At 68.7% G+C, this 12,512-nt stretch carries 13 protein-coding genes; all 13 read left to right on the top strand.

The genetic code is table 11. The features are described 5' to 3' along the window. On the top strand, positions 1 to 777 hold a 777-nt coding region (locus ACT6XY_RS20335; RefSeq protein ID WP_444750129.1), incomplete at its 5' end, for an acyl-CoA dehydrogenase. Further along, the gene (locus ACT6XY_RS20330) at positions 774 to 1,571 is read left to right on the top strand and encodes an enoyl-CoA hydratase/isomerase family protein (protein WP_444750128.1); all 798 of its coding nucleotides are present in this window, start codon (positions 774 to 776) and stop codon (positions 1,569 to 1,571) included. The genes ACT6XY_RS20335 and ACT6XY_RS20330, both read left to right, overlap by 4 nt. Positions 1,572 to 1,624: 53 nt before the next feature. Continuing rightward, the gene (locus ACT6XY_RS20325; RefSeq protein ID WP_444750127.1) at positions 1,625 to 2,881 is read left to right on the top strand and encodes an ABC transporter substrate-binding protein; all 1,257 of its coding nucleotides are present in this window, start codon (positions 1,625 to 1,627) and stop codon (positions 2,879 to 2,881) included. Positions 2,882 to 2,951: 70 nt separating this feature from the next. After that, on the top strand, positions 2,952 to 3,839 hold the full coding sequence (locus tag ACT6XY_RS20320; RefSeq protein ID WP_444750126.1) for a branched-chain amino acid ABC transporter permease: 888 nt from the start codon (positions 2,952 to 2,954) through the stop codon (positions 3,837 to 3,839). Beyond that, positions 3,836 to 4,855 carry a branched-chain amino acid ABC transporter permease gene (locus ACT6XY_RS20315; RefSeq protein WP_444750125.1) on the top strand — a complete coding sequence of 340 codons (1,020 nt, stop codon included), beginning with the start codon at positions 3,836 to 3,838 and terminating at the stop codon, positions 4,853 to 4,855. Before ACT6XY_RS20320 ends, ACT6XY_RS20315 begins: the two co-directional genes overlap by 4 nt. Further along, on the top strand, positions 4,852 to 5,622 hold the full coding sequence (locus ACT6XY_RS20310; RefSeq protein ID WP_444750124.1) for an ABC transporter ATP-binding protein: 771 nt from the start codon (positions 4,852 to 4,854) through the stop codon (positions 5,620 to 5,622). Before ACT6XY_RS20315 ends, ACT6XY_RS20310 begins: the two co-directional genes overlap by 4 nt. Next, positions 5,615 to 6,319, top strand: a complete 705-nt coding sequence (locus ACT6XY_RS20305; protein WP_444750123.1) for an ABC transporter ATP-binding protein — start codon at positions 5,615 to 5,617, stop codon at positions 6,317 to 6,319. The genes ACT6XY_RS20310 and ACT6XY_RS20305 overlap by 8 nt, the downstream gene beginning before the upstream one ends. A 30-nt stretch (positions 6,320 to 6,349) precedes the next feature. Beyond that, a complete protein-coding gene (locus ACT6XY_RS20300; RefSeq protein ID WP_444750122.1) occupies positions 6,350 to 8,023 on the top strand; it encodes an AMP-binding protein in 1,674 nt (557 codons plus the stop codon). Beyond that, on the top strand, positions 8,016 to 8,693 hold the full coding sequence (locus tag ACT6XY_RS20295; RefSeq protein WP_444750121.1) for a TetR/AcrR family transcriptional regulator: 678 nt from the start codon (positions 8,016 to 8,018) through the stop codon (positions 8,691 to 8,693). The genes ACT6XY_RS20300 and ACT6XY_RS20295 overlap by 8 nt, the downstream gene beginning before the upstream one ends. 492 nt (positions 8,694 to 9,185) lie before the next feature. Beyond that, positions 9,186 to 10,238: an ABC transporter substrate-binding protein gene (locus ACT6XY_RS20290; RefSeq protein WP_444750120.1), complete on the top strand. Its 1,053-nt coding sequence runs from the start codon at positions 9,186 to 9,188 to the stop codon at positions 10,236 to 10,238. Positions 10,239 to 10,245: 7 nt separating this feature from the next. Then, positions 10,246 to 11,190, top strand: a complete 945-nt coding sequence (locus ACT6XY_RS20285; protein WP_444750119.1) for an ABC transporter permease — start codon at positions 10,246 to 10,248, stop codon at positions 11,188 to 11,190. Next, positions 11,180 to 12,007, top strand: coding sequence for an ABC transporter ATP-binding protein (locus tag ACT6XY_RS20280; RefSeq protein WP_444750118.1), 828 nt, complete (start codon positions 11,180 to 11,182; stop codon positions 12,005 to 12,007). Before ACT6XY_RS20285 ends, ACT6XY_RS20280 begins: the two co-directional genes overlap by 11 nt. 59 nt (positions 12,008 to 12,066) lie before the next feature. Continuing rightward, positions 12,067 to 12,512: amidohydrolase family protein (locus tag ACT6XY_RS20275; protein WP_444750117.1), on the top strand; the 446-nt coding region annotated here is incomplete at its 3' end.

Here is a 12,512-nt window from a genome sequence, read left to right as displayed (position 1 = left end):
GTCCTGGCCCATGCGGAGCCGTCGTCCGGCCATCGTCGCGACCATGTGGAGACGAGCCTCGTGCAGGCAGCCGGCGGCTGGCGGCTGCGCGGCCGCAAGGCGGCCGTCGAGGGTGCGGCGCTCGCCGACCATCTCCTCGTTACCGCGCGCGAGGCCGATGGATCGCTCGCCCTCGCCCTCGTGCCGCTCGACCAGGCCGGCGTCGAGGCGCGGCGCTTCACCGCGCTCGACGGGCGCCTGCTGCTGGACGTGTCACTCGAGGCGGTCGTCCCGCCGGACCACCGCATCGCCCTCCCCGACGCGGAGGCCGCCCTCGACGCCGCGCTGGACCGCGGCGCGCTCCTCGCCATGGCGGAAGCGGTCGGCTCCATGCGGGTGCTGCTCGCGGACACCCTCGCCTATCTCAAGACCCGCCGGCAGTTCGGCCAGCCGATCGGCCGCTTCCAGGCGCTGCAGCACCGCGCCGTCGACCTGACCATCGCCCTCGAGGAGGCCGAGGCCGTCGTCGACGCCGCCTGCGACGCCGACGGCACGGCGGATTTCGGCCGGGCCGTGGCCGTCGCCAAGGTGGTCGGCTGCCGCTCCGCCCGGCTCATCGCCCGCGAGGCGGTGCAGATGCACGGCGGCATCGGCATCACCGAGGAGCTGCGAGTCAGCCACCATTTCCGCAGCCTCACCGCCGCCGAGAGCCGCTATGGCGACGACGACACCTATCGCGCGCGCTTCGCGGCGCTGACGCCTTCGGACCCTGCACCCGTCAAGGAGCACCGCCCGTGAGCCGCTATGACACCTACGAAACGATCAAGGCCGAGCGCCGCGGTCGGATCCTGACGATTTCCCTCAACCGGCCGGACGAGCTGAACGCCGTCAATGCGCAACTCCATCGCGAACTGTCGCGGATCTTCCGGGACGCCCGCGACGACTCGGAGGCCGACATCGTCGTGCTCACCGGCGAGGGCCGCGCCTTCTGCGCCGGCGGCGACATCGACTGGATGCAGTCGACCATCGACCGCCCGGAGGAGTTTGAGGCGACGGGCCGCGAGGCCAAGGACATCGTCTTCAGCCAGCTCGACCTCGACAAGCCGCTGATCTGCCGGCTGAACGGCCACGCGACGGGGCTCGGCGCCTCCCTCGCCCTGCTCTGCGACATCGTCATCGCCTCCGACCGGGCGAAGATCGGCGATCCCCACGTCTCCGTAGGCCTCGTCGCCGGCGACGGCGGCGCCTTCATCTGGCCGCAGCTCGTCGGCTACGCCAAGGCCAAGCACTACCTCCTGACCGGCGACCTGATGAGCGCGACGGAAGCTGAGCGGCTCGGCCTCGTCACCAAGGTGGTGTCGCCTGACGAGCTCGACGCCGAGGTCTATGGCCTCGCCGAGCGGCTGGCCGGTGGCGCGCTGAAGGCGATCAACTGGACCAAGATCACCGCAAACCTGCCGCTCAAGGCCCTGTTCCACGCCCATTTCGATGCCGGCCTCGCTTACGAGACCATGTCGAACCTGACCGCCGACCACCAGGAAGCGGTCAACGCCTTCCGGGAGAAGCGCAAGCCCGTCTTCACCGGCCGCTGAGCGCCGCACGACCCCAACAACAAGAACAACCGCCCCCTCACGAGGAAACCACCATGACCAAGCTGACCCGCCGTGCATTGCTGGCCTCCGGCGCCGGCACCGCCCTTGCCCTCTCCGCCAACCCGCGGATCGTCGTCGGCCAGACCAACGAGCCGATCCGGCTCGGCGTGGTCACGCCGCTGTCGGGCCCGCAGGAATTCATCGGCAGCTTCGTCAAGAACGGCGCCGAGGTCGCGGTCGAGCTCATCAACAAGGCCGGCGGCGTTCGCGGCAGGCCCCTGGCGCTGGAGTTCCGCGACGAGAAGGCCAATCCGGCCGCCGCTACCACCGTGGCGCGCGAACTCCTCGGCATGGGCATCAACCTGCAGTTCGGCACTATCGCCTCGACGGTCGCCCTCGCCTATGGGCCGCTGATGCAGGCCGAGAACGGCGTCAACCTCACCTGCGGCGCGGGTTCCGAGAAGATCAACCACGAGAACTACAGCCCGCACGTCTTCCGCATCGGTGACGGCACCTACCGCATGCGCGCGCAGGCGCGCATGATGGCGGAGAAGTTCCCCGACGTGACGAGCTGGACCGGCATCATCCCCGACCACGAATATGGCCGAACCGTCTGGGCGATCTATGTCGACGGCCTGCTCGAGTTCTATCCGAAGATCACGGGCAAGCAGCCGCAGATCGTCGATCCGATCATCGTGCCCTACGGCAGCGGCGACTACCGCAACTTCATCACCCAGGCGGCGCGCACGCCGGCCCGCGGCATCGTCAACGCCACCTATGGCGGCGACGCGGCGACGTTCTTCCAGCAGGCCCGCCCCTTCGGGCTCTTCAACAACCGCATCCTGATGGACGCGGCCAACGAGTTCATCGTCGCCAACGCGCTGAAAGCGCAGGTGCCGAAGCACTGGACCGGCACCCACTGGTACTACGCCGCCAACTCCTCGCCGGTCAGCAAGACCTTCTACGAGGCCTATGTCGCCAAGACCGGCCAGAAGATGCCGATGGGCTGGGCGGGCGAGGCGCAGGCGGCGGTGGCCGCCTATGCCGCCGCGATCGCCAAAACGGGGTCGACTGAGACCAAGGCAATCATCGACGCTCTCAAGGGCCTGACCTTCGACACGGTCACCGGCTCCCGCACCATCCGCGCCGAGGACAACCAGGCCATCAAGGACCTGGAGATGATCCAGATCGAGCCCGACGCGGGCTCCGATGTCGGCTTCAAGGTTTCGGACTACGTCAAGATTCCGGGCGCCGGCGTCATCGAGCCGGCCACTCCGGGCAAGGCCATGGTTCTCCGCAAGCCCTCCTGAGGGTCCCTCTGGAACTTGGGAAGGCGGTTCGCCGCTTTCCCGCTCTTTTTCCTCCAAGGGATTGCGCCGGATGATCGCCGACCTGCCCTCGCTTCTGTTCAACGCCCTGGTCTGGGGCATGGCGACCTTCCTCGTCGCCGCCGGCCTGACCATGATCTTCGGCATCCTGCACGTGCTGAACTTCTCGCACGGCGGCTTCTTCATGATCGGCGCCTATGTGGCGCATTCGCTGACCAACTGGTCGGCGGCCATGGCGAACATCTGGGGGTTCCTCGCCGCGAGCGTTCTCGCCGGCGCGGTGATCGGCGTCGTCGGGCTGATCGTCGACCGCGCGGTCTTCAGACGGCTCGCCCACGTGGACGGCGCCTACGTGCTGGTCGCGACCTACGCCCTGCTCCTCGTCTGCAACGGCTTCGTCAAGCTGGTCTGGGGCCTCAACGTCGTCAGCGCCTCGCCGCCGCCCGAACTCTTCGAGGTCTCCTTCATCGGCAACCTCGTCCTGCCGCACTATTCGATCTTCGTGGTGGTCGCCGGGGTCGTCGTCTTTCTCGCCCTGGAATGGCTCATCAACATGACCTCCGTCGGCCGCCTCATCCAGGCCATCGCCATCGACCCGTGGATGGCGCGCCTCCTCGGCGTCAATGTCGGCCTCATCTATTCGGCAACGGTCGTCATCGGCTTCGCTCTCGCCGGCCTCGCCGGCGGCCTCCTCGTTGCCAACCAGAGCCTGTCGCCCGACCTCGCCGGCATCTTCATCATTCAGGCCTTCGGCGTCGTCATCGTCGGCGGCATGGGGTCCATCCGCGGCGCCTTCCTCGCCGCGATCCTGCTCGGTCTGGTCGACAGTTTCGGCACTGCCCTGCTGCCGCAGATGCCCGGCGTGCTGTTCTTCGTGGCCCTCGCCGCCATCCTCCTCGTCCGCCCGCGCGGCCTCATCGCCTCGGGGAGGCTGTCATGACCCTGTCGCCCGCCGCCCGTTTCCTCCTGGTGCTCGCAGTCCTGACCGCGGCGGCACTGCTCCTGCCCTTCGTCGCCAACCGCGGCCTCGTCTTCCTCGCCGGGGTCGTCGCCATCAACGTCGTGCTGGGCATGGCCTTCAACCTGCTCTTCTCGACCGCCGGGCTCCTCAGTTTCGGTCAGGCGACCTTCTCCGCCACCGGCGCCTATGCGGTGGCGCTGCTCCTCCTGAGGCTGCCTGACATCCCGTTCCTCATTACCCTCGCCCTTGCGGCGGCAGCCGGCGCCCTCGCCGCCGTCGTCATCGGCTTCGTCGCCCTGCGCCGGACGGAGGGCGTCTATTTCGCGGTGCTGACGCTCGCCTTCGCGGAACTGGTCCACGTCGTCATCGCCAAGACCTCGTTCTTCGGCCGGAACGACGGCCTCACCGGCATTCCACGCCCGCGACTCGGGCCGATCGATCTCGCCCAGGGACAGGCCTACTACGTCTTCGTCATCCTTGTGACGGCCCTGCTCATCGCATGCCTGTGGTGGGTGACCCATTCCCGGCTCGGGCGCTCGTTCCGCGCGGTGAGGCTCGACCCCATGCGGGCGGCCTTCCTCGGCATCGACGTGCGCCGCCGCCAGCTCGAGGCCTTCGCCATCTCCGGTGCATGTGCCGCCACCGCCGGCGGCCTGATGGGCCCCCTCACCTCCATCGTCAGCCCCGACCTCGCCCATTGGGGAGAATCGACCAAGCCCATCCTCTTCACCCTCCTCGGCGGAGCCGGCCACTTCTGGGGCCCGCTCGTGGGCGCCGTCGTCTTCTCCGCGGTCGAATACGGCACGCGCAGCCTCGCGGGCGCCTCCGACCTCATCACCGGCGGCCTCCTGCTCGCCGTCGTTCTGGCCATTCCCGGGGGGCTCCTCGGCCTTGCCGCCCTGCTCGTGGCCCGCCTCCGGCCGAACCGCGCGAGCGACCAGCCGTCACCACCCGCCGTTCCCGTGGCGGGCGCAGCTGAGGGAGCAGCACGATGAGCGCCGCCTCCCTCGCCGTGCAGGGCCTCTTCGCCGGCTACGGCCGCACCCCCGTCCTCAAGGACGTCTCCCTCACCGTCGCGCCGGGTGAGCGCCACGTGGTCATCGGGCCGAACGGCGCCGGCAAGACCACCTTCTTCCGCGCCCTCTGCGGCGAGATCCTGCCCGCCGCCGGCACGATCCTCTTCGAGGGACGCGACGTGACGCGCCTCGACGGTTTCCGCCGGGTGCGCGCCGGCATGGGGCGCTCGTTCCAGGTCGCCCGCATCTTCGCCGACATGACGCCGGCCGAGAACGTCGTCGTCGCGCTGGAGGCCGGGGAGGTCTCGAACGGCACGGCGAGCTGGCGCTTCGCCACCGCACCCAAGGCGTCTCTGCGGCGCGAGGCGGAAGCGATCCTCACCGATCTCGGCCTTGCAGGCCGCGGCGACGAACCCGCCTCCATTCTCAGCCACGGCGACAAGAAGCGCCTGGAACTCGCCATGATGCTGGCGCTGAAACCACGCCTCCTGCTCCTCGACGAGCCGACGGCGGGCATGGCCTCGGCCGACCGCATGGCCGCGGTCCGGCTGGTCCAGCGCATCGTCGCGGAGACCGGCGCCACCCTGATCCTCACCGAACACGACATGGATGTGGTCTTCCATCTCGGGACCCGGATCAGCGTCCTCCACTACGGCGAGATCGTCACGACGGGGACGCCGGAGGAGATCCGCGCCAACAGCTTCGTCAAGGAGATCTATCTCGGTCGCGGAGGCCATCATGCTTGAGGTCAGCGGCATCGACGCCTTCTACGGCGACAGCCACATCCTGCACGACATTTCGTTCGCGATCGCCCCGGGCGAGGGCGTCGCCCTGCTCGGACGAAACGGCGCCGGCAAGTCGACGCTTCTGAAGGCGCTCATGGACGCGGGGCCGCGCGTCCGCGGAACCATCCGCTTCGAGGGCCAGGATCTCGGGGGCGAGCCGACGCACCGGAGAGCCCGGCGCGGCATCGCCCTGGTGCCGGAGGACCGGCGGATCTTCCCGCACGTCTCGGTCACCGAGAACCTGGAACTTGCCCGCCACGCCTGCCCGCCGGGTGTGACCCCGCCGACGCCGCAGGAGGTCGCGGCGCAGTTCACGCTGCTCCAGCCCATTCTCGACCGGCGGGGCGACCGGCTATCGGGCGGCCAGCAGCAGATGGTGGCGGTGGGTCGCGGGCTCATGGCCCGGCCGAAGCTGCTGATGCTCGACGAGCCGGCCGAGGGCCTCGCCCCCGTGATCGTTGAGGACATGGCGCGCGAGATCGCGGCCGTGCGGAAGCGCGAGAACCTCGCGCTGCTCGTCACCGAGCAGAACATCGACTTCGCCCGGGCCTGCACCGACCGGCTGCTCATCATCGATTCCGGCGCGATCGTCTTTTCGGGCGACTGGAACGCCTATGATGCCGCGCCCGACCTCGAGGCGCGATTCCTCGCGGTCTGAAGGACGGCAGTGGTGGACGAGAGGATGGAGATGAACGCTTGCCCTCCCTGGCGGGACCCCAGCGGCTGGTCCTCGCGCCTCGCTGCCGCCGACGTCGCGCGGCATCGCGCGGCCGGCGCCTGGCGCAACCGGACGATCGCCGACGATGCCCGCGAGCGGGCCGCCGCGACGCCCGACACGGTCTGCCTGCAGCTCGGCGAGGAAACCCTCACCTTCGCCGAGGCCCTGACGCGGGCAGAGCACCTCGCGGCGGGCCTCTGGGAACTCGGCCTGCGCCCGGGCGACGTCCTCTCCTTCGCCCTGCCGAACTGGCTGGAGGCCCTGTCGGTCGACCTTGCCGCAGGGCTCCTCGGTCTGGTGATCAACCCCATCGTGCCGATCTACCGCGACGCCGAGTTCGGCCTCATCCTGAGGCACTGCCGGGCGAAGGCCATCATCGTCCCCGAGACCTTCCGCGGCTTCGACTATGCGGCCATGCTGGAGAGGCTTCGCCCGCAGCTTCCCGACCTCGCCCATGTCGTCGTCGCCCGGGCCTCCACCCCGCGGCGGGGCATGCTGCGCCTCGAGGACGTCGGTGCATCCGGCGGCGCCGTCCCCTGGCCGCGCCAGGTGCCGGAAGCGATCAAGATGGTGATGTACACCTCCGGCACCACCGGCATGCCGAAGGGCGTCCTGCATACCCATGAGACCATGGCCCATTCCATGGCGAGCTGCGTCGCCTACTGGGGCCTCGATACCGGCGACGTCGTGCTCATGCCCTCGCCCGTGACCCATGTGACCGGCTTCGCCTGGGGGTTGGAACAGCCCTTCCAGCATGGCCTCGTCTCCGTGCTGATGGAGCGCTGGGACGCGACCGAGGCGGTGAGGCTCATCGACCGCCACGGCGTCGCGGTCACGGTCGGGGCCACGCCCTTCCTGCAGGAACTGGTCGATGCCGCCGAGCAGGCGCAGTCGCGCCTGCCCTCCCTCAAGATCTTTGCCTGCGGCGGGGCGGCCGTCCCGCCGGACCTCGTCGCCCGCGCGAACGGGCTTCTGGCGAATGGCCGCGCCACGCGCGTCTACGGCTCCACCGAGGCGCCGATGATCACGCTCGGCTTCGTCGCGCCCGGCACCGAGCGCCTCGCCGCCGTCACCGACGGGCGCATCGTCGACTACGACGTCAGGATTGTCGACGACCGCGAGGGCGACGTGTCGCCCGGCGCGGAAGGGGAAATCCTCGCCCGCGGCCCCGCCCTGTTCGTCGGCTATGCCGATCCGGCCGAGACCACCGCCGCCTTCACCGCCGACGGCTTCTTCCGCATGGGGGACATCGGCCTGATCGGCGAGGAAGCCTCCATCCTGATCACCGGCCGCAAGAAGGACCTGATCATCCGGGGCGGCGAGAACATCTCGGCCAAGGAGATCGAGGACGCCCTGCACCGCCATCCCGCCGTCCGCGAGGCGGTCGCGGTGTCCATGCCGCATCAGCGGCTCGGCGAGACCGTCTGCGCCTATGTCGTCCCTCAGGAAGGCGCGAACCCCACCCTCGCCGATCTCGTGGCGTCCCTCGCGGCAGCGGGACTTGCCAAGCAGAAATTTCCCGAGCATCTGGTGCTGGTCGAGGACCTTCCTCGCACCGCCTCCGGCAAGGTGAAGAAGGACATCCTCCGGCGCATGATCGCCGATCAACTGGCCGCCACCCCGACGGGATCTGCACTTGGCTGACGCATCCCTCCGCCACGATGGCGAGACGAGCCCCGACCCCTCCCCGCGCCGCGCCGGGCGCCGCCCGCCGAGCCCGCGTCAGGTGGCCAAGAACGCCGAGACGCGGCGCCGCATCGTCGAGGCCGCCGGCATCGTCGTCGGCCGCCACGGTTATGCCGGCGCCTCCATCGCCCGCATCACCGCCGAGGCGGGGGTCGCCCACGGCGCCTTCTACCTGCATTTCGCCAACCAGCAGGCGCTCTTCGACGTGCTGCTGCCCGAGCTCGGCGGCGCCATGCTCGACAGCCTCACCGCGGCCATCCGCGACAGCCGGTCCCTGGAGGACATCGAGCGGCGGGGCCTGCAGGCGAACTTCGCCTATCTCGCCGACCATCCCGAGATCTACCGGGTGATGAACGAGGCCGAGCTCTACGCACCGACCGCGTTCCACCAGCATCTGAAGGAGATCCAGACCCGCTACGTGCGCTCCCTCCGGCGCAGCCGCGACCACGGGGGCGACCTGCACGGCTTCGCCGACGCCGAACTGGAGACCGTGGCCGCCCTGCTGACCGGCGCGAGATCCTATCTCCTGATGATGTTCTGCCGCGACGGCAACGCCATCCGCCCGCTGGAGCCGGAGAAGCTGCAGACCTATCTCGACGTCTTCCTCAACGGCCTCCGCCGCCGCTGAGCCGCGCGGCAGACAGGGCGATGGCGCTGGATCGCAAAATGTCGCACTGCTGAATTCCGCTGCACGCCTGCCGGCTTTCGGGGCACTTCCCGCGGCGGATGATGCAGGATTTCCCGCGGATTCCCCGGTATCGGAGCGAATATGCGCGATCCGCGTCTGGCATTCCGCTTGCTTGTAACTGATCAGCGCAGCCCCCGCCGCAGGGCGAGGACTTCAGGTTGGCGTGCCGCCTTGTTGTTGTGGAGATTGCGATGTTCGCAATCCTCGACCTCATCGGCTGCACGCGGCCGATGTCAACGAGCGTGGATCTAGGGCAGGAACCGGCCCCCGCACGACGCGGACGCCGGCCGACGACTGATCGTCCCCACAGCAACAGTCCAGAGCCGCAGCACGGACGGGTCTTGCCCGCCCGTCTGCCGAGCCATGCGCCGCAAGGCGCGGCCGTCTCGTGTCCGCATCACCCCCCTCAACCGATCCTCAGCGGAGTCTCCCATGTGTGACCGCCATGGCTGCATGCACCTGCCGAACCTCCACGCGATGAACTTCTCAAGGCGCGGATTTCTCCGCGCCGGCGCGGCGGCCGCCGCCATCACCATGGCGGTGGGCCCCGATGTGGTTCTCGCCCAGGGCCGGCCGATCAAGTCGACCCACGGCACCGGCTTCTGCAACCTGAACATCTTTCTCGCCCACGCCATGCAGTTCTCGCGGGCGGAGGGCACGGACCTGCAGTTCGTCAACACGCCGACCTTCGCCGAGCAGGTCACCTTCCTCGGCATGGGACAGGTGGATGTCGGGCTGATGCCCTACACGAGCTTCATGGCGCTGTTCGACGCGGGTGCGCCGGTCAAGGTGGTGGCCGGCGGCGGCGTCGAGGGCTGCGTGATCGTATCGCGGCCGGGCCTCGATACGCCGCAGAAGCTCAAGGGCAAGACCCTCGGCACGTTCCAGCTCGATACGCTGGAGGTCATGCCCTACGACTACCTGAAGAAGAACGGCATCAGCTTCCGCGACGTGACCGTCCGCTACATGGGTTCGACGCCCGAGGCCGTCGAGGCCTTCAAGGCGGGCGCCATCGACTGGATCTGCACCATCGAGCCCTATGGCACCGCCCTGCTGCGCGACGTGCCCGGGTCGCACAAGCTCTCGGACGGCACGGACATCTACGGCAAGGGCTATACGGACTGCGTCCTCGCCGCCCGCTCCAGCCTCATCGCCGAGAATCCGAAGGGCCTGAAGGCCATCATCAAGGCGATGATGCAGGCCCAGGCCATGGCCGAAAGCCAGCAGCAGGAGACGCTGACCAAGCTCGTCGGCACCTATTACAAGACCTCGATGGAGAACGCCGTCCTGGCCATGGGCAAGCAGCCCGCCGTCGTCGATGCCAGGTCCCAGACCCAGTTCATCCTGGAGCGGACCGACAGCCTGGTGGAGATGGGCTACATCAAGAAGAAGCCGACGCGCGACGCCATCGACTGGACGCTGCTCGAACAGGTCATCGCCGAAAACGCCGACCTCTATGCCAAGCTGAAATACAAGTCGGCCTGAGGCGATCATGACAGACGCCGCCATCGCCAACCACGCGCCGGCCACGGCCAAGGCTTCCGCCGTTCCCCAGGGGACGGCGGAGACCTGGAGCATGCGCCTGAAGGAGAAGCTGGCCGAATCCGGACCCCGGATCGGCTGGACGCTGGTCTCGGTCGGGCTCTTCGCCGGAATCTGGGAACTGCTCTGGGCGGTGGGCCTCGCCGACCCGAAGCTTCTGCCGCCGCCGCACGTCTTCCTCGGCGCCTTCGCCGACCAGGCCAAGTTCTTCAACACGGCCACGCGCTGGTCCATCGGCCTCAATCCGGCCGATGGCCCGACACCCCGCCAGGCGCTGCTCATCACGGTCGGCGCCACCATGGGCCGCGTCTTCTCCGGGCTCCTCATCGCCTCGGTCCTCGCGGTCGCCGTGGGCGTTCTGATCCGCTACTTCCACCTCTTCGAGAAGCTGACGCTGCCGACGATCACCCTCCTGTCGCCGGTCTCGCCCATTGCCTGGCTGCCCGTCGCCATCTTCATCTTCGGCATCGGCAACGCGCCGGCCATCTTCATGGTCGTCATCGCGCTGTTCTTCCACATGGTGCTGGGTACTGTGGCGCAGATCGACGGGGTGAACAGGAACCTGATCAACGTCGCCCGGACCATGGGCGCGACCAAGCCGCAGATCTACTGGCGCGTCATCGTACCGGCCATCCTGCCCGGCCTGCTGATGGTCCTCAGGCTGAACATGTTCGGGGCCTGGATGGTGGTGCTGATCGCCGAAACCACCGGCGTCGGCTACGGCCTCGGGCAGGTGATCATGCTGGCGCGCAACACCTTCAACCCCTCGCTGGTCTTCTTCTGCATCGCCCTCATCGGCTTCCTCGGCTTTGCCTCCGACTGGGTCCTGCGCATGATCCAGAAGCGGATCCTCTACTGGGTGCCTGAAACGACGGGAGTTCTGCGTGGCCTCTGAGACCCCCACACCCTACTCGTCGAAGGACAGCGTGGTCTGCCGCAACGTCTCGAAGGTCTGGGCGGCGGGCACCCGCCGCGCCCACGAGGCGCTTCGCGACATCGACCTCGACATCAGCCCGGGCGAGTTCGTCGTCTTCCTCGGACCCTCGGGCTGCGGCAAGTCGACCCTGCTCTACCTGATCGCTGGACTGGAGCCCGCGACAGCCGGCGAGATCTGGTCGTTCCGCGACCGGGTGGAGACGCCCTCCCCCGAGCGCAGCCTGATCTTCCAGGAGACCTCGCTCTTCCCCTGGCTCAACGTCTGGCAGAACGTCACCTTCGGCCATGCCATCCGCGGCGTGCCGGAAGCCGAGCGAAAGATCATCGCGGCCGACGCCCTCCAGCGCGTCGGCCTTGCCGAGGCCATCAACAAGCGACCGGACGAACTCTCGGGCGGCATGCGCCAGCGCGTCGCGGTGGCGCGGGCCCTCTCGATGCGGCCGAAGGTCCTGCTGATGGACGAGCCTTTCGCGGCCCTCGACGTCCAGACGCGCCAGAAGATGCAGGACTTCCTGCTCGACGTCTGGCGCGACAGTGGCGCCTCCGTTCTCTTCGTCACCCATTCCATCGACGAGGCGGTGGCGCTGTCGGACCGGATCGTCGTCTTCACCGCCCGCCCCGGGCGGATCAAGACGATCGTCACCAACCCGCTGCCGCGGCCGCGCAACCTCTTCTCACGGGAGAGCGAGGCCCTCCGCATCCACCTGACCGATCTTCTGCGCGACGAGGTCGACCGCGCCTTCGCCGAACAGGAAGGCCTGGTCCCGGCCGCCTGACGTCATCCGGCGGCCGTTCCGCCGCCTATCGTCCCATTGTCTCCATCCTGGATCCTGCCATGGCCACCTCCCTCGTCCGCAGCCGCACGCTGATCACCGGCGTCGTCGACCGCTTCTCCTGGAACCAGATCGACGACGGCGCCGTCCTGCAGGAGGACGGGGTGATTGCGGCCATCGGCACCTATTCCGACCTCAAGGCCCGCTATCCCACGACGCCGGTAATCGGGACCGGCGAGGAGGTCGTGCTGCCCGGCTTCGTCAACGGCCACCACCACGTCGGGCTCACGCCAGTCCAGCTCGGCTCACCCGACATGCCACTGGAGCTGTGGTTCATCACCCGGCTGGTGATCCGCAACCTCAACCTCTATCTCGACACGCTCTACTCGGCCTTCGAAATGATCGGCTCGGGCATCACCACGGTGCAGCACATCCACGGCTGGATGCCCGGCACGCTCGAGGAGGTGGAGGCAAAGAGCTCCGACGTCATCCGCGCCGACGAGGACAT

Source organism: Phreatobacter sp. (genome assembly GCF_052440005.1).
GTDB lineage: Bacteria > Pseudomonadota > Alphaproteobacteria > Rhizobiales > Phreatobacteraceae > Phreatobacter.
Note: the sequence above shows the minus strand (reverse complement) of the source record. Positions and strands in the feature narration are given on the sequence as shown.